General features: G+C 50.9%; 23 protein-coding genes. 15 read left to right on the top strand and 8 right to left on the bottom strand.

Annotated elements, in window-relative coordinates; all coding sequences use genetic code 11:
* The first annotated feature begins 332 nt into the window (after positions 1-332).
* Both tkt and NYE54_RS27605 read left to right on the top strand, forming a co-directional pair.
* On the top strand, positions 333-2,354 hold the full coding sequence (tkt, locus tag NYE54_RS27610) for a transketolase (RefSeq protein ID WP_339267668.1): 2,022 nt from the start codon (positions 333-335) through the stop codon (positions 2,352-2,354).
* A 101-nt stretch (positions 2,355-2,455) separates the two neighbouring features.
* Positions 2,456-2,773, top strand: coding sequence for a pyrimidine/purine nucleoside phosphorylase (locus tag NYE54_RS27605; RefSeq protein ID WP_339267666.1), 318 nt, complete (start codon positions 2,456-2,458; stop codon positions 2,771-2,773).
* 130 nt (positions 2,774-2,903) lie between these two features.
* On the opposite strand, the gene NYE54_RS27600 is transcribed toward NYE54_RS27605, so the two are convergent.
* Together NYE54_RS27600 and NYE54_RS27595 are read right to left on the bottom strand one after the other, a co-directional pair.
* On the bottom strand, positions 2,904-3,830 hold the full coding sequence (locus tag NYE54_RS27600; protein WP_076324631.1) for a copper amine oxidase N-terminal domain-containing protein: 927 nt from the start codon (positions 3,828-3,830) through the stop codon (positions 2,904-2,906).
* Positions 3,831-3,995: 165 nt separating this feature from the next.
* Positions 3,996-4,892 carry an NAD(P)-dependent oxidoreductase gene (locus tag NYE54_RS27595; protein WP_339267663.1) on the bottom strand — a complete coding sequence of 299 codons (897 nt, stop codon included), beginning with the start codon at positions 4,890-4,892 and terminating at the stop codon, positions 3,996-3,998.
* 197 nt (positions 4,893-5,089) lie between these two features.
* Here NYE54_RS27595 and NYE54_RS27590 point away from each other — a divergent pair, with 197 nt between their 5' ends.
* The 3 genes from NYE54_RS27590 to NYE54_RS27580 all read left to right on the top strand — a co-directional run bounded on the left by NYE54_RS27590 (position 5,090) and on the right by NYE54_RS27580 (position 7,784).
* Positions 5,090-6,445 (top strand): glucose-6-phosphate isomerase, encoded by a 1,356-nt coding sequence (locus NYE54_RS27590; protein WP_098748659.1) that lies wholly within the window; start codon positions 5,090-5,092, stop codon positions 6,443-6,445.
* A 106-nt stretch (positions 6,446-6,551) separates the two neighbouring features.
* Positions 6,552-7,184, top strand: coding sequence for a YigZ family protein (locus tag NYE54_RS27585; protein WP_339267661.1), 633 nt, complete (start codon positions 6,552-6,554; stop codon positions 7,182-7,184).
* 6 nt (positions 7,185-7,190) lie between these two features.
* Positions 7,191-7,784, top strand: coding sequence for a TetR/AcrR family transcriptional regulator (locus NYE54_RS27580; protein ID WP_076324627.1), 594 nt, complete (start codon positions 7,191-7,193; stop codon positions 7,782-7,784).
* Between the two features lie 180 nt (positions 7,785-7,964).
* On the opposite strand, the gene NYE54_RS27575 is transcribed toward NYE54_RS27580, so the two are convergent.
* Positions 7,965-8,366: a secondary thiamine-phosphate synthase enzyme YjbQ gene (locus NYE54_RS27575; protein ID WP_071222616.1), complete on the bottom strand. Its 402-nt coding sequence runs from the start codon at positions 8,364-8,366 to the stop codon at positions 7,965-7,967.
* A 299-nt stretch (positions 8,367-8,665) separates the two neighbouring features.
* On the opposite strand from NYE54_RS27575, the gene cysT reads away from it, so the two are divergent.
* Genes cysT through NYE54_RS27555 form a run of 4 tightly spaced genes read left to right on the top strand, consistent with a single transcriptional unit; the run spans position 8,666 to position 12,435 of the window.
* The gene (gene cysT / locus NYE54_RS27570; RefSeq protein ID WP_071222617.1) at positions 8,666-9,481 is read left to right on the top strand and encodes a sulfate ABC transporter permease subunit CysT; all 816 of its coding nucleotides are present in this window, start codon (positions 8,666-8,668) and stop codon (positions 9,479-9,481) included.
* Positions 9,478-10,275: a sulfate ABC transporter permease subunit gene (locus NYE54_RS27565; RefSeq protein ID WP_098748656.1), complete on the top strand. Its 798-nt coding sequence runs from the start codon at positions 9,478-9,480 to the stop codon at positions 10,273-10,275. The genes cysT and NYE54_RS27565 overlap by 4 nt, the downstream gene beginning before the upstream one ends.
* Position 10,276: 1 nt before the next feature.
* Positions 10,277-11,341, top strand: a complete 1,065-nt coding sequence (gene cysA, locus NYE54_RS27560; protein WP_339267659.1) for a sulfate ABC transporter ATP-binding protein — start codon at positions 10,277-10,279, stop codon at positions 11,339-11,341.
* 35 nt (positions 11,342-11,376) lie between these two features.
* Positions 11,377-12,435 carry a sulfate ABC transporter substrate-binding protein gene (locus tag NYE54_RS27555; RefSeq protein ID WP_339267657.1) on the top strand — a complete coding sequence of 353 codons (1,059 nt, stop codon included), beginning with the start codon at positions 11,377-11,379 and terminating at the stop codon, positions 12,433-12,435.
* 224 nt (positions 12,436-12,659) lie between these two features.
* Here the strand turns inward: NYE54_RS27555 and NYE54_RS27550 are convergent, their stop codons facing one another.
* Positions 12,660-13,226, bottom strand: coding sequence for a GNAT family protein (locus tag NYE54_RS27550; protein WP_339267655.1), 567 nt, complete (start codon positions 13,224-13,226; stop codon positions 12,660-12,662).
* A gap of 186 nt (positions 13,227-13,412) precedes the next feature.
* Between NYE54_RS27550 and NYE54_RS27545 the strand changes: the two genes are divergently transcribed.
* The 4 genes from NYE54_RS27545 to NYE54_RS27530 all read left to right on the top strand — a co-directional run bounded on the left by NYE54_RS27545 (position 13,413) and on the right by NYE54_RS27530 (position 17,002).
* The gene (locus NYE54_RS27545; RefSeq protein ID WP_339267653.1) at positions 13,413-14,693 is read left to right on the top strand and encodes a serpin family protein; all 1,281 of its coding nucleotides are present in this window, start codon (positions 13,413-13,415) and stop codon (positions 14,691-14,693) included.
* Between the two features lie 112 nt (positions 14,694-14,805).
* Positions 14,806-15,834: a nucleotide-binding protein gene (locus NYE54_RS27540; RefSeq protein WP_339273679.1), complete on the top strand. Its 1,029-nt coding sequence runs from the start codon at positions 14,806-14,808 to the stop codon at positions 15,832-15,834.
* Positions 15,831-16,067 carry a hypothetical protein gene (locus tag NYE54_RS27535; RefSeq protein WP_339267651.1) on the top strand — a complete coding sequence of 79 codons (237 nt, stop codon included), beginning with the start codon at positions 15,831-15,833 and terminating at the stop codon, positions 16,065-16,067. Before NYE54_RS27540 ends, NYE54_RS27535 begins: the two co-directional genes overlap by 4 nt.
* 155 nt (positions 16,068-16,222) lie before the next feature.
* Positions 16,223-17,002 (top strand): MBL fold metallo-hydrolase, encoded by a 780-nt coding sequence (locus tag NYE54_RS27530; protein ID WP_339267649.1) that lies wholly within the window; start codon positions 16,223-16,225, stop codon positions 17,000-17,002.
* 100 nt (positions 17,003-17,102) lie between these two features.
* Here the strand turns inward: NYE54_RS27530 and NYE54_RS27525 are convergent, their stop codons facing one another.
* On the bottom strand, positions 17,103-17,513 hold the full coding sequence (locus tag NYE54_RS27525; RefSeq protein ID WP_339267647.1) for a GNAT family N-acetyltransferase: 411 nt from the start codon (positions 17,511-17,513) through the stop codon (positions 17,103-17,105).
* A gap of 220 nt (positions 17,514-17,733) precedes the next feature.
* Between NYE54_RS27525 and NYE54_RS27520 the strand changes: the two genes are divergently transcribed.
* The gene (locus tag NYE54_RS27520; protein ID WP_339267646.1) at positions 17,734-18,495 is read left to right on the top strand and encodes a TioE family transcriptional regulator; all 762 of its coding nucleotides are present in this window, start codon (positions 17,734-17,736) and stop codon (positions 18,493-18,495) included.
* A 134-nt stretch (positions 18,496-18,629) separates the two neighbouring features.
* On the opposite strand, the gene NYE54_RS27515 is transcribed toward NYE54_RS27520, so the two are convergent.
* Positions 18,630-19,436 carry a Cof-type HAD-IIB family hydrolase gene (locus NYE54_RS27515; protein WP_215163395.1) on the bottom strand — a complete coding sequence of 269 codons (807 nt, stop codon included), beginning with the start codon at positions 19,434-19,436 and terminating at the stop codon, positions 18,630-18,632.
* A gap of 38 nt (positions 19,437-19,474) precedes the next feature.
* Positions 19,475-20,377 (bottom strand): DMT family transporter, encoded by a 903-nt coding sequence (locus NYE54_RS27510; RefSeq protein WP_339267643.1) that lies wholly within the window; start codon positions 20,375-20,377, stop codon positions 19,475-19,477.
* A gap of 285 nt (positions 20,378-20,662) precedes the next feature.
* Between NYE54_RS27510 and NYE54_RS27505 the strand changes: the two genes are divergently transcribed.
* Entirely contained in the window at positions 20,663-21,376 is a 714-nt protein-coding gene (locus tag NYE54_RS27505) for a metal-dependent hydrolase (protein WP_076324612.1), read from the top strand.
* Between the two features lie 87 nt (positions 21,377-21,463).
* Here the strand turns inward: NYE54_RS27505 and NYE54_RS27500 are convergent, their stop codons facing one another.
* Positions 21,464-22,465: a lipoate--protein ligase gene (locus tag NYE54_RS27500; RefSeq protein ID WP_215163392.1), complete on the bottom strand. Its 1,002-nt coding sequence runs from the start codon at positions 22,463-22,465 to the stop codon at positions 21,464-21,466.
* Positions 22,466-22,581: the final 116 nt, after the last annotated feature.

Here is a 22,581-nt window from a genome sequence, read left to right as displayed (position 1 = left end):
TGCAGCTTAGGCCGAAGCTTTTTCATTTGTCGAGTGAAGTAACTTTTTCCATACCGCCGAAGTCCATAAAATCGTTTAACGGATGTCGAATCCGGTTATAACCGGACTATTAAGGGAAATAATGCAAGGGGGATGTCGCTCTCCCTGACGGCCTTTACACAACTTTGACAATTACGTTATGGAAATGAAAGACGTGTGGTGATACAATAAGAGTCAAAATGATATTCTCAACATTCCTAACTGCTCTGATACTATGTGGATTGGGGCTGGCGGGACGTAAGAAGCCTTCATTTTCGAAGCTTACTATGGAAAAGATTTGAGGAGGACGAATCATGACAACTGAACATAACCAAACGATCGACAACCTGTCCATCGCAACGATCCGGACATTGGCGATCGACGCGATCGAAAAAGCCAACTCCGGTCATCCGGGCATGCCGATGGGGTCTGCACCTATGGGCTACCAACTGTTCGCGAAGACGATGAACCATAACCCGGACCAGCCGGCGTGGATTAACCGCGACCGTTTTGTCTTGTCTGCAGGACATGGCTCCATGCTGCTCTACAGTCTGCTTCACCTGAGCGGTTATGACTTGTCCATTGAGGATCTGAAGCAGTTCCGTCAATGGGGAAGCAAAACCCCGGGTCACCCGGAATTCGGCCACACGGCCGGCGTTGATGCAACGACAGGTCCGCTTGGACAAGGCGTGGCCATGGCTGTAGGTATGGCAATGGCTGAAGCTCATTTGGGCGCGACTTACAATAAAGACAGCTTCAATGTGGTTGATCACTATACGTATGCGATTTGCGGCGACGGTGACATGATGGAGGGCGTGGCTTCCGAGGCAGCTTCCCTGGCAGGTCATTTGAAGCTTGGCAAATTGATCATGTTGTACGATTCCAACGATATCTCCCTTGACGGCGAGCTCAGCCTGGCATTCTCCGAGAACGTAGCGAAGCGCTTTGATGCTTATGGCTGGCAAGTGCTGCGCGTAGAAGACGGCAACGATTTGCCTGCGATCGAGAAAGCGATCGAGGAAGCGAAAGCCGATACGAACCGTCCGACGCTGATCGAAGTGAAGACCGTCATTGGTTACGGCAGCCCGAACAAACAAGGTAAAGGCGGCCATGGCGGTACGCACGGTTCTCCGCTTGGAGCTGATGAAGCGAAGCTGACCAAGGATTTCTATAATTGGGTATATGAAGAGGACTTCTATGTGCCTGAGGAAGTGCGCGAGCATTTCGGCAAAGTGAAAGAGCGCGGTATTGCGGCTTATCAAGCTTGGGTTGATCAGTTTGCGAAATACAAAGAAGCTTACCCGGAACTGGCAGCGCAATTCGAGCGCGGCGAATCCGGTGAACTGGCTTCAGGATGGGACAAAGACCTTCCGAAATACAGCGCGGATGACAAAGCGGTTTCCACCCGCGTAGCTTCCGGTAAAGCGCTGAACGGGTTGACTGCAGGCGTACCGCAGCTGCTCGGCGGATCGGCTGACCTGGAAAGCTCCACAATGACTCACTTGAACGACCTGGCCTCTTTCACAGCGAACAGCTACGAAGGCCGTAACGTGTACTATGGTGTTCGTGAATTCGCAATGGCCGGTGCCATGAACGGTATCGCCCTCCATGGCGGACTGAAGATTTTCGGCGGTACGTTCTTCGTATTTACGGATTATCTGCGTCCGGCTGTACGTTTGGCTGCGATCATGAAGCTGCCGGTTACGTATGTGCTGACTCATGACAGTATCGCTGTCGGTGAAGACGGCCCTACGCATGAACCAATTGAACAATTGGCTTCCCTGCGCATTATTCCAGGCCTGACGGTGATCCGTCCTGCGGATGCTAACGAAACTTCCGCGGCATGGGCTTATGCGGTTGAGAACACCGACCGTCCGGTAGCTTTGGTGTTGACACGTCAGAATCTGCCGATTCTTCCAGGTACGGTGGATCATGCACGTGAAGGCATCAAACGCGGCGCTTATGTTGTTGCCGATGCGAAGGATGGCAACGTGCAAGCTCAAATCATTGCAACGGGTTCTGAGGTTCAGCTTGCCGTTAAAGCGCAAGCAGCATTGGCTGAAGAAGGCATCGATGTACGCGTCATCAGCATGCCGAGCTGGGATCTGTTCGACAGCCAGGATCAGGCATACAAAGATTCCGTGCTGCTTCCTGACGTAAAAGCCCGTCTGGCTATTGAAATGGCTCATCCGTTCGGATGGGAGCGTTATGTCGGAGACAAAGGCGACATCCTGGGCATCAACACATTTGGCGCTTCGGCTCCTGGCGACCGTGTCATTGCCGAGTACGGATTTACCGTTGAGAATGTGGTTAGCCGCGTAAAAGGCTTGCTGTAATCCAGGCGGATCTAACCCCATATTGATTTTCCGGCACCCGCATCATGCGGGTGCCGTCCATATATCAAGCCATAACGATGTTGGAGGAGGAGAGTTTGTCGATGACACAATTTAAGAATGCTACCGTTACAAAGGCAGCCAACGTTTACTATGAGGGGAAGGTAACCAGCCGTACGGTGCTGCTGGACAGTGGCGAGAAGGTAACGCTCGGCATCATGCTTCCGGGAAGCTATGAATTCGGCACGGATGGCCCTGAGATTATGGAAATTTTGTCGGGCGATTTGCGTGTCCTGCTGCCCGGTGAGCAGGAGTGGTTAGAGATTCAAGGGGCCGCGACCTTTAACGTTCCGGGCAATTCAAGCTTTAAGCTGGAAATCCGCACCGTTACGGATTATTGCTGCTCTTATCCGACCATGTAATAAATTAAATGCTGATGTGATTTCGTGTCCGTAAATGCACAACAAAAAGGCTCAAAGCCGTTGGCTTTGAACCCTTATTGTCAATGCCAGATATCAACGCATGCCGTTAACGGTGGTTGTTATAATGGATTCATTCTTCCGGAATCGGCACGATCTCGCCTTTGTAGCCTGGTGAGTGGTTATCAAGCTCTACGTATCCTTCGCCCCATTCCTTGCCGCGGTCGAGCAGTTTGTAGCTGGTGACGCCGGAAGGATAACGGAATGCGAATTCGGCTACAGTCCAGTTCCTGGCATCCGGCTGCTTACCGATCTCTGCTTGAATCGGGGGCAGGAAGAACAGGTTCTGATTCGCAGCCGCTTTGGCGGAGTAGTCCAGCTTGCCTTGCCATTTCAAGTATTTGACGCCACCCTGGATCTCGTAATATTCAGCGATGTCGTTATCGACCAGGAAGAAGCGATTGGAGTTGCCTTTTGGAAAATAATAATTCACGCCTTGCATTTCCACAGGGAGCATTTCCAGCTCAGGTTTCTGCAGTTGGGATGAATAAGGCAGCTTGGCTGCAGCATTCCGGGCGGTGGCCAGATCGGAGCTCTTTAAGTCAGCAAGCATAACGGCATCTGCTTTATTGATATAAGCCGTCTTTAGAGAACCATTCCAGTCGATGTCGGCATCAAAAGCTTGGGCTACGGCCCTCAGGGGAATCATGGTCTTGCCTTTATGGAGCAGCGGGGCTGCAGGCAGCGTCTTCTGAACTCCGTTCACTTCCATGCGGGTGCTACCCGCCGTGAGAATCACCGTTCGGTGGTCACCCTGAATCGTCACCTGTTTCTTGCTGTTGTCGTACTTCATGACATAGTTACCCAGAGGCTTGAGATCGGTTAGGGTAACAAAGGTGGAGCCCTGCTTAATCAGCACTTCACCGCTAGCGGTCACATTGTTAATCGAAGCGGTTGGTTTGGCTGCGGCAGAAGCCGGTGATACAGCTGTTACCGAAGATAGTACAGTGGTTAATAGGGCAGCGGCTGTCACTGCTTTTAAACCTTTGGTCCATTTCATGTTGTATTTCCTCCCTTCGCATAGTAGACGAAATAAAATGCAAAAAGTTTCTTCTGGAAGTAAAAACATGAAAAGACCAAAAAAACTGGCTCCTTCTCCTGGTCCGGATAATCCGGAACCAGTATAAAGGAGGCCAGTGTAAGGTAAAGCATGGTTTAGCTGGTATTATGGCTGCTGTTCGCCGATTTTCTGGCCGATCCAGGCTTCATAGCATTTCACGACAGCGGAAAGATCCTCTTCGCCATAGCCTTCGCTGGCACCGGCTTGAAACAGGCTCTTTGCCAGATTCAGCATCGGGGAAGGCATTCCGATGCCATCGGTGAGTGAAGAGGCCAGCTTAAGGTCCTTGAGCATGAGCGCAAGCGAGAACTGGTTGCTGAAATCGCCCTCGATAATTTTGCGTCCCTTCAGCTCTGCCGCTTTGCTGCCAGCTGATCCCAACTGCACGAGCTCCAGGAAGTTGTCAGCGGGAATGCCCGACTTCGCGGCGATGGCGAAGCCTTCGGCAAGCGCCAGATTGTTAATGCCCACAATGGTATTATGCGCAAGCTTCGCGACAGCGCCGCTTCCGTTAGGTCCCATGTGGATGACTTTTTTGCCCAGGGTGTCAAATACGTCTGCATGGGCTTCGATGACCGCGGCATCGCCGCCAACCATGAAGACCAAGGTTCCATCAATCGCTGCAGGCTTGCTGCCGGTTACCGGGGCATCCAGGAAGGAAGCGCCGAGACCGGATACGGCGGAAGCAATCTCCTTGACAAGGCTCTCGGAGATCGTACTGCAGTCAATGACGGTCATCCCGCTCTTCAGGGAGCCAAGCAGACCGTTCTCTCCGTAGAATACATCGCGGATGGATTGGTCGTTGCTTACCATCGTAATAACAAGATCTTGTCCTTCAGCCGCTTCACGAGGCGTCTCCGAAATGGAGGCTCCCTGTTCGGCGAGCGGACGGCATTTTTCGTGGGTGCGGTTATACACGGTCACATCGTAGTCCTGCTTCAGCAGATTGGAGGCCATGGGAGCGCCCATGGTGCCCAGTCCGATAAACCCGATTTTTTTCATAGCTATATCACCTTCGATTATGGATTCCTGATCCACTCTATCTTAGCATGGGTTCCCGAAACGAAGCCAGCGTTTGTGAGGAATGGAAGCGGTAAGGAGATCCGCGCATGAAGAATAGATGACGGTTGGCCCGTGAAACTTGCGGTCGTTATTAAATTAAAGTATCCTATTTCTAAATTCACAGGAGGTTTTAAGGCATGTCTAAAAAAATCAAGTTTGATTACAGTAAAGCACTGACTTTTGTTAATCAGCACGAAGTTGATTATTTCGCTGAGCCGATCCGCACAGCTCATGAACAGTTACATAACGGTACGGGAGCCGGCTCCGATTATCTGGGCTGGATCGACCTGCCGACGCAGTATGATAAAGAAGAATTCTCGCGCATCCAGAAAGCGGCTGCCAAAATCCAAAGCGATTCGGACGTTCTGATCGTTATCGGAATCGGTGGCTCCTACCTCGGGGCACGCGCGGCCATCGAAATGCTGTCGCATTCGTTCTATAATGAGCTGTCGAAGGACCAGCGCAAGACACCGGAAATCTATTTTGCGGGTAACAACATCAGCTCCACTTATGTGACCCACCTGCTTCAATTGATTGAAGGCAAAGACTTCTCCGTCAACGTCATCTCCAAATCCGGCACAACGACGGAGCCGGCTATCGCATTCCGTATTTTCCGTGCGGAACTGGAGAAGAAATACGGCAAGGAAGAAGCTCGCAAACGTATTTACGCTACGACAGATCAAGCGAAGGGCGCCCTCAAGAAGCTGGCTTCCGAGGAAGGCTACGAGTCCTTTATCATCCCTGACGATGTGGGCGGACGTTATTCCGTGCTGACAGCGGTGGGTCTGCTTCCGATTGCTACGGCAGGCATCAACATTGAAGAAATGATGCAAGGCGCGGCTGACGCATCCAAGGAATACAGCAGCCCGAACGTAGCCGAGAACGAGGCATACCAATATGCGGCGGTTCGTAACGCGCTTTACCGTAAAGGCAAAGGCATCGAGATCCTCGTGAACTACGAGCCTTCCCTGCATTTTGTATCCGAGTGGTGGAAGCAGCTTTACGGCGAGAGCGAAGGCAAGGATTACAAGGGGATCTACCCGGCATCCGTCGATTTCTCTACCGATCTGCACTCCATGGGTCAATTCATCCAGGAAGGCAGCCGCAACATCTTCGAGACGGTCATTCAGGTTGAGAACGTATCCGAGCATATTACGATTGAATCGGATCCGGATGATCTGGACGGATTGAACTTCCTGACCGGGAAAACATTGGATTTTGTCAACAAAAAGGCCTTCCAAGGCACCATGCTGGCCCATACAGACGGACAAGTTCCGAATTTGATTGTGACAATTCCAGATTTCACTCCCTATTCGTTCGGATATCTGGTATACTTTTTCGAAAAGGCCTGCGGTATCAGCGGCTATCTGTTGGGTGTCAACCCGTTTGACCAACCGGGCGTAGAGGCGTACAAGAAAAATATGTTCGCATTGCTCGGCAAACCTGGGTATGAGAAAGAGAAGGCCGAATTGGAAGCTAGACTTTCCGAATAATCTGACACTTTCATTAGATTAGACGTAAGACGCTGAAGGAAGCAGTCCGCTGGCATATCATTGCCGTGGACTGCTTTCTTGGCAATATAGAGGTGGTTGTAGGTTCATGCTGGATCGTTACAAAACGGTACGTCAGATGGGCTCCAAAGAGATCGTCATCAAGAAATCGCGTTTCATCGGGCACGTAATGCCAGTTGAAACCGAAGAGGAAGCCGTCGCTTTTATTGAAGAGATCAAGAAAAAACATTGGAATGCTACCCATAATTGTTCTGCTTATATGATCGGAGAGCGGGATGAGATTCAGAAGCAATCGGATGACGGGGAACCGAGCGGAACGGCGGGGAAGCCGATTCTCGAGGTGATCCGCAATCAGGGGCGGAAGAATGTAGCCATTGTGGTCACGCGTTATTTTGGCGGCATTATGCTGGGTGCGGGCGGATTGATCCGGGCGTACACCGACGGAGCCGTGGCTGCGATTGAGTCAGGCGAACCGATTACAAGGGTTCTGCACCGGGAGATTTTCGTGGAGCTGGATTATACCTGGCTGGGTAAGGTGGAGAACGAGCTTCGTAACCGGGGCGTTCGTATGGGAGAGACAAACTTTGCCGACACGGTGACCTTGACCTGCTTGCCGCTCGATGGTGATGCGCAAAGCTTTATGACTTGGATGGTGGATTTGACACAGGGGCAGTCCTTGATCACAGAGGGAGAGCGGCTTTATTTTATTGAAGGGGAATAAAATAATATGGCAAGAAGAGCAGTAGAACGCGAGTTGTCGAGAGAGCGGATACTGGAAGCAGCCAGGCATTTGTTCATAACCAAAGGATACAGGGCCATATCGATGCGAAGCATCGGGCAGCATCTGGGTTACAGCCATGGCTCCTTGTATTATCATTTTAAGGAAAAGGCGGAGCTTTTCTACGCCATTGTCATGAAGGACTTTAATGATCTAAATGATTTGCTGTTGGAAATCTCAGGAAAGCCTCCCTGTGACGGGGTATCGAAGCTGGAGCAGCTGATGCTGGAATTCGTTCGTTTCGGTCTGGATAATCCTTACCAATACGAAATCATGTTCATGATTCGGGACGAAGAACTGCTGTCCTACTGTCGCTCTGAGCAGGGACGCTGTTTTGAAATGTTTGCTATGCTGGTCCGTCAGTATTTGCTTGAGGAGAATTACAGTGAGGAAGAACGGCGAACCGTTCCGCTGACTTTGTTTTTGTCGCTGCATGGATTTATATCGTATTATATTCAGGACAGAATTGGTTTTGATGAGATTAAACCAGCCGCTCTTACCCATATCAAAGTGTTATGCCGGAGTCTATACAGCAGGGTCTGATTTTGAAATGTTGCCAAGACGTGTAGTTTGATACTTCAATCCGTTACAACGATCTAGCGTTGAAACGTCAATCACCTAATGAATAAAATACAGACAGGTCCACGCCCCCTAGCATGTGCCTGTCTGCTTTTTGTGTTGTTATACATGTGCTGGCGTCAACATAAAATCTTATTTAAGGGATCATCCTTCCATGATCTTCACATGATATTGGCGCTGCCTCGGACCATCAAATTCACAGAAATAAATGCCCTGCCAACGTCCGAGAAGCAGGTGTCCGTTCTGAATGATCACGGTCTGGGAAGGGCCGCAGGTGATCGATTTGAGGTGGGAAGCGGTGTTGCCCTCCGCATGGCGATACTTGGGATGATTCCATGGATAGACTTCATCCAGCGACATCAGGACGTCCCGTTTCACATCAGGATCCGCATTCTCATTGATGGCAATCCCCGCCGTCGTATGCGGACAATAGATCAGCACCGTTCCCTGCTGGACCCCGCTCTGTTTCACGTAGGAGTGGATCTCCCTTGTAATATCCCTCATCTCATCGCGGCCTTGCGTATCTAATTCACCGGTATACAGCATGTAGAATACCTCCTCATTTTTTAAGAGATAAGAAAGTATAAACATCCGAGGCTTAGCATCCTTATCTCGCAAGAAAAACTTCCGCTAAATGCGGTCTGTCTACTGAGAAAGTACGTCGACAGACGTTTTTCTTACCATTTCTATTATTTTACCCGATAAAGTGCAAAAGATGGATTGACGATGGGATTCAGCTTTTGGTAAAGTATGTGTAAAGAAAACCAAGTATACAAATAGGAAATATAAAGATGGTTTGTGAAAGTGTCGACCGGGATGCCACCCGGAGGCGGGAGGGATACGATATGACAACATGGATTCGTCATAAAGGTTGGACTTGGGGTTTTCGAAGTACCGTACTGCTTTATTTTCTTGCCTTGATCGTACTGCCGATCTTTGGGGTATATGTGCAATCATTCTCTGCAGGATGGAGTCATTTTACGGAGAGCATTATGGATCCGATAGCGTGGAAGGCTGTGCTGCTTACCATCAAGCTGGGCGTCATCTCTACTTTCATCAACGTGCTTATCGGAACGATGATTGCATGGGTGCTCATACGTTATAAGTTTCCGGGAAGGACGCTGCTGAACAGTCTGGTCGACCTGCCTTTTGCGCTGCCGACAGCTGTAGGTGGTCTGATGATATTGCTGCTGCTGGGCCCCGGGAGCTTCCTCGGTGGTTTGGCAGAGAAATTGGGTTTTGAAATTGTGTTCCACCAGCCCGCGATTGTGATAGCGATGATGTTTGTCACGTTTCCGTTTGTCATCCGGGCGGTTCAGCCGCTGCTGGAGGAGCTCGACCCGCTGGAGGAAGAAGCGGCATATACGATGGGAGCTTCCAGGACGAGAACCTTTTTTAAAGTTATCCTGCCGTCGATGCTACCAGGGATTATAAGCGGAGGCATGCTGGCATTCTCAAGAGCATTGGCCGAATTCGGGGCCGTTGTCTTGGTGGCCGGCAACATTCCGGGAAGAACGCTGATTGCATCGGTTTTTATTTTTGGTGAGGTCGAGAGCGATAATCCTGCTGGAGCAGCTGCCGTATCTATTCTGCTCCTTACCCTCTCTTTCATCATCCTCTGGGTGATCAATGCCGTACAGCAGAGGGGGAGACGAGTTTGAGACGTCTGTGGATCGGACTTACGTACGCCGTATTTATCATTCTGCTAATCATCCCCCTGTCCCGAATTGCGATCGGTGCGTTTGATAAAGGGCTGAATGGGTTTGCCGAAGGTCTGTTCAGGCCGGAAGCCTTGCATGCCCTGATGATGACGGGTCTTATTGTGGTATTCGTTACGTTCTTTAATACGCTATTTGGCATCATGATGGCGTTGTACCTGGTACGGGCGAATTGGCTCAGCCGCAAGATCAAAGGCATTCTGAACAGCATTGTCGATCTGCCCTATGCGGTATCGCCGGTCATTGGCGGTTTGATGATTGTACTGCTGCTCGGACCCGACAGCATCATGGGCGGTTTTTTTGAAGGGATCGGGTTTAAGGTGGTGTATGCTTTCCCGGGCATGGTGATCGCGACACTCTTCGTCACGTTTCCGCTCATGGTTCGCGAGGTCATGCCTGTCCTGCAGGAAATTGGGAATGATCAGGAACAAGCGGCAGCGACGTTAGGGGCTTACGGATGGACAACGTTCCGAAAGGTAACATGGCCTTCCATCCGATGGGCTGTCGTATATGGCCTGGTGCTCACGGTAGCCCGTTCATTGGGCGAGTTTGGTGCAGTGCTGGTGGTGTCCGGTAATATCATGAACAAAACTCAGACGGCGACGACGCTTGTATATCAGGATGTGGAGAATTTTAATGTGGCTGCGGCGAATGGCGTCGCATTGGTACTGGCTGCCTTCTCGGTGGGACTCTTGCTGCTGATGGAATGGGCCAAAAAAAGAAAGGATGTGCATTGATATGCATGTGGAAGTTCGCGATCTGAACAAGCATTTCGGTACGTTTCATGCCGTCAAGGATGTCAGCTTCGAGATTGAGAAGGGACATCTGATTGGACTTCTGGGGCCCAGCGGAGGCGGTAAAACCTCCATCCTGCGCATGCTGGCGGGGCTCGAGAATCCGGATTCCGGGCAAATCTCCTTTCATGGTCAAGTGGTCAATGATCTTCCGCCGCAGGAGCGCGGAATCGGCTTTGTGTTCCAGAATTATGCCTTGTTTAAGCATATGACCGTATTTGATAACATCGCTTTCGGCTTGAAGGTGAAGAAGACTCCCAAGGCCATAATCAAGGACCGGGTCATGGAATTGGTGGAGCTGACCGGTTTAACAGGTTTCGAGAGCCGCTATCCGCACCAGTTATCCGGTGGACAGCGTCAGCGTGTAGCCTTTGCCAGAGCGCTCGCGCCTGAACCGCAGCTGCTGTTATTGGATGAACCGTTCGCAGCCATCGATGCGAAGATCCGCCAGGAGCTGCGCTCCTGGCTTCGCGAGCTGATCGAGCGGGTCGGCATAACGTCGATTTTTGTGACGCATGACCAGGATGAGGCGATTGAAGTCGCGGACGAAATTATGATTATTAATCAGGGGCGTGTTGAGCAGAAGGGAACGCCTTGGGATATTTACAAGGAGCCGAAGACGCCGTTCGTTGCTTCGTTCATAGGCGAATCCACCGTGATTTCGAGCGCGGCCGAGCTGAAGGGATTTGAGGCAGCGGCTAACAAGAATGCGACGCGTGCGCTGATTCGTCCGGAATATATCGAGATTGGCAGCAAGCATGATTTCAGCGTGTTGTCCGCAACAGAGACGGGGATCGTCCGTCATCTGCATTTCCGCGGCAGCGAATGGCTGGTGGAGGTAGAGGTTAAGGGACATAAGCTGATCACCTACCGTTCACTGGAGAAGGAAACGCTGTATCCGGGTCAAGAGGTCCGCGTCCTCGTTCACCGGGCTTATCTCTTTAATGAAGACCACAGCTGGATCGAGGAGAATCGACTGAAGGTTGACCCGATGCCAATTATGATCTGATGATTCTAAATATCCGAAGGGAAGTGGATTCATTCATGCGGATCTTGAATATGAAACGTAACTCATTCCTGCTGGTTGGCATGGCCCTTCTCTTCAGTTTTGTTATGGCAGGATGCACGAGTGACCCGCCCGATAGCGAAGAAGTGATAACCCCAACCGGAGAGAGAACGATCGTTCTGGGCGCGTATAGCGTGGCCAGAGATGCCCTGTCCGAGATCATCCCTGCTTTTCAAGCGCAGTGGAAGGAACAGACGGGAGAAACGATTCGGTTTCAGGAATCCTACGAGGCTTCCGGAACACAAGCTCGTGCCATCACGGGCGGATTCGAGGCCGACGTCACGCTGCTTGCCATGGAAGGGGATGTCGACAAGCTGGTCAGGGAAGGGCTTGTGGACCCGGAATGGAAATCCCAGCCGTATAACGGCATGGTGACACGATCGATTGTCGTTCTCGGTACGCGCGAGGGAAATCCGAAAGGGATACGGGATTTCGACGATCTGACCCGATCGGACGTCAAGGTGCTGTATCCGAATCCGAAGACCTCGGGCGGCGCCCAGTGGGATATTAACGCGATCTACGGCGCGGGGCTGAAACAATCCGAAGAGAACGGAAAGCGTGATCCTGCCGAAGCGAAAGCTTTCCTTGAAGCGGTTCACCGCAATGTGGAGTCGCTCGATAAAAGCGGGCGGGCTTCCATGGCGGCTTTTGAATACGGGGTCGGAGATGTGATCGTAACGTATGAGAACGAGCTGCTTGCCCGGATTGCCCAAGGCGTCCAGTATGATATCGTTGTGCCGCAGCATACGATGCTGATCGAGAATCCGGCTGCAGTCGTCAAACGTTTTGCTGAAAAGCACGGCACTCAGGATGTATCGGCCGCTTTTGTGGAGTACTTGCGCACACCGGAGGCGCAGAACATCTTCGTGAAATATGGGTTCCGTCCGGTTGAAGAATCGGTGTTTGAACAGACGAAGGATCGGTTTTTCAACCCGCCGGGGCTATTTGATATCGAGTATCTGGGTGGATGGGATGAGGTGCGCGAGACGCTGTATTCCAAGCGTGGAGTCTGGTATCAGGTGCTGGCCGGGCTATGATACTTGATGGCAGACGGATGGTTGGATGGACTCATGAGGGATAGTCGTGTGCTAAGTCCCGTTTCGTAAATGGCCCGTCGATCAAAAAAAGAGAAAGCGAGCCGTCCAGGATCTCCTGGGCCGGCTCGCTTATTTGTACGTACAGAATATTAGCAATCGTCTGAATAATGCCTCATGCGCTGCAAGTATTCTGTTTATAGGGATTGTGCAGTAACAATCTTGCTTTATACTTGGGCTTTCTGCGCTTCCCATTCTTCTCGCAGAATGCCCATACGAATGGAATCGTAGTAGACGCCCTCGTAATACCGGCACTTCCGCATGCGGCCTTCAAGCAACATGCCAACCTTCTCCGCGCAGCGCATCATTCTCGGATTGCCGGACCAGGTGGTGATGCCAACACGGGCGATGGTGAGATTTTGAAACAGGCATTCAATCCAGAGCGACAGTGCTTCCGTACCGTAGCCACCGCTCCAATGGCTCGGATCGTAAATCAGGATTCCGGCTTCCAGCCAGCGTGAGGTTTCATGCTCCCAATAAAACGTGACGATGCCAATCGTTTTTCCCTCGGCTTCGATGAGCAGGTCATTCGGAAATTGATCGGTTTCGAAGTCGGCGTTCCACTGCGTTTCAAAAATTTCATAGGAAATCTGCTTGAGCGGGAAATAAGGAGCGTCGTATTTTTTCCATTCCGGATTCTCATTGCCATAGATCAAATTATATAAAACTGGGGTATCCTCGGGTTTTCTGGATCTTAGCGTAACTTTGCTGCCTTCAAGACGAATTTTTTGCATATGTAGAAACTCCTTTCGCTCTGTATTCTGTATATGCCTTAAGTACGGTGCGAGTTCTCTACATTGTAACGGTGATAAAGTTGATTGCCAACTGAATTTGGATAAATGATCCTTTATATGAAACATTAGGTGGTGTCATTCCGTCAATAGCAGATAAAGAATCTGACATTGAAGGGGGACAAGGTTATGCGAAAAAGAAAGGTACTCACAGGCCTGTGCTTGCTTATTGGGCTTACCGCTTGCGCTCAGGGCAGCGGGATCCAGTCAGGGGAACCGCAAGCAATTGTGCATAAGGAGCCCAAAGTGAAGGAATTGTCAGCTCAGGAACGCAAAGAGGTATTGGGCAAGGTAGATACCGGCATGGTGAAAGCGCAGAATGATTTTGGCTTACGCTTGCATCAAGCGTTATCGAATAGCCCTGAGTACAAGAACGGTAATCTGATTATTTCTCCATACAGCATCACGCAAGCTTTGGCACTTGCCTATAACGGCACAGCCGGCGATACGGCGGCCGAGATGTCCGATATGCTTGGCTGGAAGGGCATGAATGATGCGGATATAAACGATGGGAACCGCCAGCTGCGATCATTGCTGGAGAACGGGGGCGGGGTCGTGCTGAACGTGGCCAATTCCGTGTGGCACCAGCAAGGACTTGAGATGAAGAAGCCGTATTTGCAGACCGTTAAGGATAGCTATCGTGCTGAAGTTAAGGAGGCCAACTTGATGCATGCCGATGCCATGGATGCTATAAACCAGTGGGTAAACGACAAGACCAGCGGCATGATCCCTTCGATATATGATAAACCTCCGGGCGGCGTTGCGGTTCTGATCAATGCCATTTATTTTAACGGCGGGTGGATGGATGAATTTGATCCGGCGAATACCGTAGAGGAAGAATTCACGCTTTCTGACGGCACCACGCAAAAAATTCCGATGATGAAGCGGGAAGCACGATACAGTTACAAAGAAGGGGCGTCCTGGCAGGCCATCCGCATTCCTTATGGAGATGGCCGAATGCACATGCTGGTCATCCTGCCAAAGGAAACCTCATCTATGGATGAGCTGCAGCAGCAGTTGTGGAAGGATGCGTCCGCCTGGAAAGACGATTTCTCGCATGAGACCATCCAGCTTGGGCTGCCCAAATTTAAGGTGGAACAGACCTTCGAGCTGCCGGATGCGCTTCAAAGCCTGGGAATGATTCAGGCATTCGACAGGGATGCAGCTGATTTTAGCGCCATGGCAGACGATGGAGAGAAATTTTGGATTGAAAAGGTAAAACACAAAACGGTGGTGGATGTCAGTGAGAAGGGCACGGAGGCCGCCGCGATTACAGCGGTTATGGTTGAGACAGGAGCCGTTCAGCTTACCGAGCCGATCGTCATGAATGTTGACCGCCCTTTTTTCTTTGCCATTGAAGATCGGGACACAGGCACATGGTTATTTATGGGGTCTGTTTTGAGACCTTAGCATATACTATACCAACATGCGCCTGCCATAATTTTCACCCAAAAATAGGCAACTTTGTTATAATGGTCGAATAAGACTAAAATGTATAACAAAGGGAGAATAGGATGTGCCTATGACCATACCGAAGCCGAATTTATTCATAGGTTCTTCCAGAGAGGCCATCAAGTATGCACGGGCGATCCACGAACAGCTCAAACGATCCGCTCAAGTGACACCTTGGTACGGCGGGACGTTCGGGGCGAACATGTATACGATGGAAGCTTTGGAGAAGCAGCTGGCGTCCAGTGATTTTGGTGTGTTCGTCTTTTCTCCGGATGATGTGGCCCTCATTCGAGGCAAACATGTATTTGTTACTCGCGACAACACGTTGTTCGAGATGGGGCTGTATTGGGGAAAGCTCGGGCGGCGAAGGGTGTACTGCATCATCCCGGATCAAGTGGAGGCAGACAGCAGTTCCGTTCAAGACGTTATCGTTAAGGATTACCATCTACTCTCCGACCTGCAGGGCTTAACGCTGCTCGAATACGAACTGCGAAGCGATGATGATTACAAATCAGCGGTCGATGTCGCTTGCGGGCATATTCTGAGTGCGATCGAAACCGAAGGGTTCTACAACAACCCGAGCACCGTGATTGAGCAGAAGGATGCGGAGCTGAGGCGCAAGCAAAGCGTGCTGCATTTTTTCTGGGAATATAACCGAAATGTGCATGTGAATGATGAAGCTGAAAAATATCATGCACTGAGTGAAGCTGTCCGAAACTCCTTGCTCCCACCGGCTGCAGGGGACTTCAGGGTGACCGGCGCCGCGTTCTGGGGCCGAAGAGATGAAGGCATTGCCCAAATTGGGGGTAATGTAGGTAGAGGACGGTATTTCCCGTTCGATGGGAATAAGGAACATTCGCCAAGTAACCAGTCGATTTACGTGATAGATGTCTATAATAGTGGGAAATGGGCATTTTATCACGAAGAGGAAGTTGCGCAGGTGTATGTGTTCTGCTATCCTTTAGGTGTAAATCATGTATTGTCCGTGCATTTTACGGGACATGAGATTCTTACGGATGAAGATCTCGCGGAGGTTGTAGAACAGAATCGTGAGCTGCTTCGTACCATCAGGCATTTAGTTGGAGGGGATTCGTCGTGAGCAGGAATGAGAAGAAGAGAACGTCAGGTCATCCGCAGGGGTCCGCCAATAGCAGCAGCTGGGTGGTTCGGGGACCCGTACCGATGATGAGTACGCTGAAAACCCGGAAGCGCTCGGTCAGACGCTCAAGCAAGAGCAGTGTATATGTTGGTCCTTCCGTGGAAGGTGTAGATAAGAAATACGTCAAGGTCATCAGTGGAGCTGTTGACGATAATAAGCCCTCTTTTGCTTAGTGAATGGCTATGATACCGTATCGTTAGGCAGGAATGACGAAAGACCGTTCGGGATGATCCGGGCGGTCTTTGTTTTTTCTTCGTGCGCTTATACAATATAGGGACAAGGTTTGCGTAACCAAGAACGAATCGATAACACAAATGGGGGATGTCATGTGAGCGGGGATACATTGACTTTTTTGGGAACGGGAGATGCCATGGGCGTTCCGCGGGTATATTGCGATTGCGAGGTATGCACGGAAGCTCGGAATACGGGAATCAATCGGCGTTTGCGCTCTGCCGTGATGGTGGGGGGCGAAGAAACGACTTTCATGATCGACTGCGGCCCGGATTGGCGCTCTATGATGGAGGGGCTAAGAAAGCGGAAGATGAGTGATATGCTGATTACGCACGCCCATTTTGATCATATCGGCGGTCTTCCGGAATGGAGTGATGCCTGCAGATGGCAGAGGGAAAAAGGTCGGTTATACGCCCCTGCCGAGGTGCTGGAGCAGATTGTACGCCAGTATCCATGGCTTCCACGTCAGATGGAGATGACGGCCGTGGACGATGGGATGACGCTTGGCGGCTGGGAGATTTCCTGCTGGAAAGTAAACCATGGACAGAACGGGTACTCCTACGCATACCGGTTCCTGAAGGAAGGGTACACATGGGTATACAATTCAGACTCGATTAATCTGAGCCCTGCGGAAAAGGAACCGCTGAAGGACGTGGATCTCCTGGTGCTGGGAACGAGCTTTGTTCATGAAACTGCCAAATTCGAGACGCGCTCCGTTTATGACATGAAGGAAGCGGCAGAGCTGCTCGCCGAGGTGAAGCCTCGCCAAACGGTGTATACCCATATGTCGCACGACGTCGACGTTCGGAATGAGCTGCCTCTTCCAGAGGGAGTCCGTGTGGCGATGGCGGGGATGACAGTAAAGCTGAGCAAGTGAAGAAAATTATGAGTTCTTGTGACTAGGAGCGTGAAAATGTAGCGGAAGCGATTACGCAGCCCAGTGGGATGCCTTACACAGGTTTGAAGGCACCGCTCTCTTACACAGACCTGGCCATGCCGTATCGATCAGGGTACAGCAGCTTGAAGCCGGCCTGTTGGTACAGCTTGATTCCGGGCACGTCCGTGATGACAGTGACCTCGGCTCCGCTTGGCGCTATTTTTTCCAGGCGGGAGAGCAGCTCGGACACAATCATCTCTTCAACACCCTGATCAAGGTGAGAGGCCGCAACCATAATATCCACCAGTTGAAAATAGAAAGCGCTGTCACCTACGACCCTTCCCATCCCGATCAGCCGGTCATGGCCGTCTCTGGCCAGAAGGGACAGCACGCTGCGGTTTAGCGCTGTCTCTATGGCCGAAATCTCAACCTCAGGCAGTCCTGCATCTACTCTAAGATCCATGTATTCTTTATTCTGTGGAACATCCTCGGTTATGTGCACGTTCATCATAATCAGCCTCCCGCTGTTAAGAATAAGTTCAACTCGTCTCTACACCACTCAATATACAACATTGATGCAAGTGAGAAGATGTCTTGTAGCGAATCTAACCAAGTCAACGGTGTTATCCCGCAGGCCTTCTCATAGCACTTTAATGTTTTAATTTAAGGTTTGCCAATGGCTTGCGATTCTGGTAAAGTAGGTTCTCAATCGTGATTGGGGAGGGAACGGCATGCATTACTACAAGCCGAAAGATATCGCCAAAGAGCTGCACATCAGCACGAGTGCTTTAAGGCATTATGAAGCTTGGGGAGTGGTACCCCCTCCTGCCCGGAACGAGAAAGGCTACCGTTTATACACGCAAATGCATATGGCCTACTTCCGTTGTCTGCGCGCCATGTTTCCGGGCTTTGGTTACGCGGTGACTTATGATGTGATTCGCCACATTCAGAAGAGGGAGATGGATGAAGCCCTCTGGGTCGTGAATGGGGAGCAAGTCAAACTTTTGCAGGAAAAAAACATTGCGGATGAAACGCTTGCGTTGCTTGAGAATCCCGAGCTTAACATCATCAAGGACAAAAAGCTCAAAGCCCATATGACGATCGGCGAGGTCGCCGAGCTGACCAACGTGGAGTCGTCCGCCATCCGTCACTGGGAGAAGGAAGGTTTGATCACTCCGGATCGAAACCCCGAGAATGGATACCGGCTGTACACCCCGTCGCAAGTGAGGCAGATTTTGCTGATTCGCTCGCTAAGGCGGACTGTATATTTCTTGGAGAGTATCAAGGAGATTATTCAGGCCGTGGAGCATCAGAGCATTGAGCAGGCACAAAAAATGGTTCGCGAAGCGTTATCCGTCATTCATAAGCGGAATCTGCAGCAATTCAACGGCATTCATAAATTGATGGAGCTGTGCATGGAGGTAGGCCTGCTGGAGTTCAACGATGCGGCACTTCTGAAGCCGATTCTGACGTTTAACCCGGACCGGGAATAACGGACAGGCGCAAGGCCTTTGCGCCACCCCAGGTGACCGGTTAGGGAACGCAATGGCTGCGTTTTTTATGGACACAAACAAGCCCCCATGGATATCATGGAGGCTTGTTTGTGTAGATCTATTTGTCCCGTATATTAACCTTGGTTGAGCACGAATTTTTCAATGACATGCTTCACGCCGTCCTCATTATTCCCGAGCGTAACGTAATCGGCAATCGCTTTAAGCGGCTCGATCGCATTGCCCATGGCGACGCCTAGACCGGCGGCTTCCAGCATCTCGTGATCGTTCCAGGAGTCGCCGACAGCGATGGTCTCCTTGAGATCGCAGCCGAAATGATCCGCAAGGAAGGTGAGGGCATGTCCCTTAGTGCCTTCCTTATGCATGAACTCCAGAAAATGCGGTTTGGATTTGGTAATATGCATGTCATCGCCCAGCAGCTCACGGAATACAGGGATCAGTTCATCCAGATAGTCGGGATCGTCAATGATGAGCATTTTCGGGGTCTGTTTCTGAACCATCTTCATAAAATCAGGCTCGATATAATACGGCGTCCGGTTCAGGGCGCAGTAATCGATCAGCTTCTGATTCTCTTCACGGGCATACAGCTTGTCATCGATGTAGGTTTGCAGATGGAGATTGTGCTCAACGCAGTATTCATACAGCTTCACGGCTGCATCGACGGGTACGAAGCGTTCGTAGAGAACCTTCTCGTCGAGCAGATTTTTAATTAAGGCACCCTGGTAGGTGATAATGGGAACATTGAGTCCGGTTTGACGCGCAATTGCTTGAGCAGACGCATAGGCACGTCCGGTTGCCAGTGTCACGACGACACCGTGGGCTACGGCTTGCTCAAGCGCCTGCTGGACGCCGGGGGTTACTTCTTTATCGTCATTGATCAAGGTGTCGTCAATGTCGATGGCCATCAATTTGTAAGTTGTCATGGGTATCTCTCCTTTTGTTTCTGTCTCTGTCTTTAACTCTATTGTACCTTCTGTGGCGCAGACTTCAATTCCGCAATCACCATTCCCGCCAAAATGCACAGACAACCGATGCCGCCGATGAGCGTAAGCCGCTCTCCCGCGAACAGGATTCCGGTCAGCGCGGCGAATACTGGCTCCGTTGCATAGATGATGGCCACCCTGGATGGCGTCGTATATTTTTGACAGACGGTTTGGATCCAGAAGGCGAATGCGCTGGTGGGTCCGATGGATACAACCAGTGCCAACAGCACGTTCGGCTGGGTCAACTTCTCCATCAGGTCGGTCACATTGCCGACATGTTCGGTTAGTGCAGATGCCGCTAAGCTAAATACTCCCACGACAGCCATCTGGAGCGCCGCCAGCAGCAAAGCAGGGTACCGACCGGCATAAACGCCCGTATAACCAATATGGAGCGCAAAACCGATGGCGCAAACGAATACGAGCAAATCCCCCTTATTCAAGCTCATGCCGGAACCGGTGAAGGTAAGCAGATACAGACCCGCTGCTGCAAGCAAGGCACTGATCCAGGTGAATCTGGAGATGGAGTGCTTTAACAGGGCATAGGATATGAAAGGGACCAGCACGACGGACAAGCCGGTAATAAAGCCTGTATTGGACGTGGTTGTGTACAGAAGGCCCGCGGTTTGAAAGGCATACCCTATAAATAAAAAAAGACCTAGCAGGCAAGCATGCAGCAGCATTTTGCCGGATATTAGCTTCCACTGGCTCCGGTAAAAGAGGGTAATGATCAATACAAGGAGCAGGGCCGCTCCCAAAAAGCGGACCGAATTGAAGGCCATCGGCGGGAGCACGCGGACCGCATGCTGAACGATGAGGAACGTAGATCCCCACATCATGGCCACCAGAAGCAGGCTGAGATCGGCAATTCGTGAGCGATTCACTCGGAAGTCATCCTTTCTTGAAGATGTGAAACTCCTGATGAGATTCCCGTACATTCGTCCCCGGTCGTAACCTTGAGGCAAGTGATCAAATTGTATCCCATATCAGAGAATCGGACAACCATTTTTAAGCCTAACCCAAGTGGAAGGGGTAGACAAAAAGAGGATGATTTTGCTATACTAATGAACCGAACGTATATTCTCATGACCCTGGGCTATTGGACGTGAAGACCGGCAACTCCATCGATCCCATAGTCAGCATTGAGCTTAGAAAGGAAGATTGTCATCATGATGGGCAGAGCTCATTTGATTATTAGCACAGGGGTTACGTTATCCGTCATGGGCATGAGCGAAGTGCCTGTCACGTTGCCAGCTGCCGCAGTGGCTTTGGTTAGCGCACTGCTTCCCGACATCGACGAGCCCAACTCCCTGCTGGTCCGCAAAGCCATTCCTTCCGGGCTGCTGCGGATCCTCCAGCTAGCGATGATTGGCGCAGCCATCTTCGTTGTCTTCTACGGCAAGGAGTATGCCCCATGGAACATCGCCCTGGCCGGGTTGATCGGGGTTGTTTCGTACCTGCCAAGCCGGACCCTGCGCCATATCGTCATGTTCCTGATCGGTCTCGGACTGATCTCCTTCGGGCAGGGCTTCAGCCCATGGAACACAATCGCAGGCAGCGTGCTCATTGCAGGCTCCTTGGTGACCCACCGGGGGTTAACCCATACCGTCTATGCCGCTGCCGGATGGACGGGCCTGCTATATTTTGCATCGCAGGGCAAGATCGGCGGGGAAAGCTTATGGTTTGCCGGCGGTTTATCCTACTCCATCCATTTGCTTGCAGATGCATTGACCAATCGCGGAATCCGTCCGCTTCCTCCGTTCAAATGGAGAATTAAACTGAAAATCATGAGCACCGGAAGCAAATGGGGACGCACGGTAGAGAATGTATGTATCGTGTTAACACTGGTCCTTGTTTGGTATGTGTTTATGGCCTCATCTTGATCCGAGGTATACCTGTTTGAAATGAAAAGCCTCTCACCCTTATGCATGTAGCATACGGGCGGGAGGCTTATTTAATACGAGCCGGCTCTATTCCTCAAGAAAAATCAAGCCGATCAAATCGTCGAGCTCAAGGTTGCCGAAGTAATGCTTGACGTTGATGCCGGATAGCGCCGTGCGCACAGCAGTTTCTTCATACCGTTTGCCGCGAAGCAGGTTCTCGATATCAGCGACATCGCCGACGCCGAAGAAGTCGCCGTAAATCTTGATCTCTCCGATATGTCCTTCACGGATGTCCATGCGGATATCAATAATGCCCACCGGGAACTTCTTGGCATGCTTCACATTGCTTTCAGGGGAGAGTCCATAGTTCCAATCCCAATTCTGATAGCGTTCCTTTGAAATCTGGTTGATGATCTCCCAGTCCTTTTCCTGAAGGACATATTGCGGTACTTGATCCGGCTCCATACCGAAAATCGAGCGAAGCAGCTCGGCACGGAACTGTTCAATGGTCATATCCGTACCAAGCAGCTCCTTAATATTCGCCACGCGGCTGCGGACGGATTTGGTGCTCTTGGATTTGAATTTTTCCGGATTGGCATTCAGCGAGGCTTGTACATCATCCAGGTTCAGATCGAACATGAGCGTGCCGTGGCTGAACATGCGTCCCCGCGTCGAGAACTGCGCGTTCCCCGAAATTTTCTTCTCGCCGACCTGCAGGTCATTCCGGCCGCTGAGCTCGGCGGGCACGCCCATCTTTTGCAGGAAGTCGATGACCGGCTGCGTGAACTTCAGGAAGTTGTGGAAGGACTGGCCGTCATCCTTCGTAATGAAGCTGAAATTCAGGTTGCCGAGATCATGGTATACGGCTCCGCCCCCGGACAACCGGCGTACAACCTGAATGTTGTTGTCACGAACGTATTCCTGGTTGATCTCTTCGATCGTATTCTGATGCTTTCCGATAATAATGGAAGGCTTGTTGATATAAAAGAGAAGGTAGCTCTCATCCATGGACAAGTGCTTCAAGGCATATTCTTCAATTGCTAGATTAATGGATGGATCGTGGATCCCCTGATTATCGATAAATAGCATAGTATCCTCCGTCGTCACAATTCAAAATGTGGTGCTTCCAGACTATTGTAAACCAATTTTAAGACAGAGACAAAGGATTCCATGTTGACGAGTCAGGGACAGTAGCGACATAATGA

Origin of the sequence: Paenibacillus sp. FSL K6-1330 (genome assembly GCF_037976825.1) — a bacterium.
Taxonomy (GTDB): Bacteria; Bacillota; Bacilli; order Paenibacillales; family Paenibacillaceae; genus Paenibacillus_AQ.
Note: the sequence above shows the minus strand (reverse complement) of the source record. Positions and strands in the feature narration are given on the sequence as shown.

Excerpts from the sequence above, each read along its gene's own strand:
- NYE54_RS27585 (WP_339267661.1), top strand. The coding sequence starts at position 6,552 with ATGCTGGATCGTTACAAAACGGTACGTCAGATGGGCTCCAAAGAGATC.
- NYE54_RS27590 (WP_098748659.1), top strand. The coding sequence starts at position 5,090 with ATGTCTAAAAAAATCAAGTTTGATTACAGTAAAGCACTGACTTTTGTT.
- NYE54_RS27550 (WP_339267655.1), bottom strand. The coding sequence starts at position 13,226 with ATGCAAAAAATTCGTCTTGAAGGCAGCAAAGTTACGCTAAGATCCAGA.
- tkt (WP_339267668.1), top strand. The coding sequence starts at position 333 with ATGACAACTGAACATAACCAAACGATCGACAACCTGTCCATCGCAACG.
- NYE54_RS27605 (WP_339267666.1), top strand. The coding sequence starts at position 2,456 with ATGACACAATTTAAGAATGCTACCGTTACAAAGGCAGCCAACGTTTAC.
- NYE54_RS27600 (WP_076324631.1), bottom strand. The coding sequence starts at position 3,830 with ATGAAATGGACCAAAGGTTTAAAAGCAGTGACAGCCGCTGCCCTATTA.
- NYE54_RS27545 (WP_339267653.1), top strand. The coding sequence starts at position 13,413 with ATGCGAAAAAGAAAGGTACTCACAGGCCTGTGCTTGCTTATTGGGCTT.
- cysT (WP_071222617.1), top strand. The coding sequence starts at position 8,666 with ATGACAACATGGATTCGTCATAAAGGTTGGACTTGGGGTTTTCGAAGT.
- NYE54_RS27580 (WP_076324627.1), top strand. The coding sequence starts at position 7,191 with ATGGCAAGAAGAGCAGTAGAACGCGAGTTGTCGAGAGAGCGGATACTG.
- NYE54_RS27505 (WP_076324612.1), top strand. The coding sequence starts at position 20,663 with ATGATGGGCAGAGCTCATTTGATTATTAGCACAGGGGTTACGTTATCC.
- NYE54_RS27575 (WP_071222616.1), bottom strand. The coding sequence starts at position 8,366 with ATGCTGTATACCGGTGAATTAGATACGCAAGGCCGCGATGAGATGAGG.
- NYE54_RS27520 (WP_339267646.1), top strand. The coding sequence starts at position 17,734 with ATGCATTACTACAAGCCGAAAGATATCGCCAAAGAGCTGCACATCAGC.
- NYE54_RS27525 (WP_339267647.1), bottom strand. The coding sequence starts at position 17,513 with ATGATGAACGTGCACATAACCGAGGATGTTCCACAGAATAAAGAATAC.
- NYE54_RS27515 (WP_215163395.1), bottom strand. The coding sequence starts at position 19,436 with ATGACAACTTACAAATTGATGGCCATCGACATTGACGACACCTTGATC.
- NYE54_RS27595 (WP_339267663.1), bottom strand. The coding sequence starts at position 4,892 with ATGAAAAAAATCGGGTTTATCGGACTGGGCACCATGGGCGCTCCCATG.
- NYE54_RS27500 (WP_215163392.1), bottom strand. The coding sequence starts at position 22,465 with ATGCTATTTATCGATAATCAGGGGATCCACGATCCATCCATTAATCTA.
- NYE54_RS27540 (WP_339273679.1), top strand. The coding sequence starts at position 14,806 with ATGACCATACCGAAGCCGAATTTATTCATAGGTTCTTCCAGAGAGGCC.
- cysA (WP_339267659.1), top strand. The coding sequence starts at position 10,277 with ATGCATGTGGAAGTTCGCGATCTGAACAAGCATTTCGGTACGTTTCAT.
- NYE54_RS27555 (WP_339267657.1), top strand. The coding sequence starts at position 11,377 with ATGCGGATCTTGAATATGAAACGTAACTCATTCCTGCTGGTTGGCATG.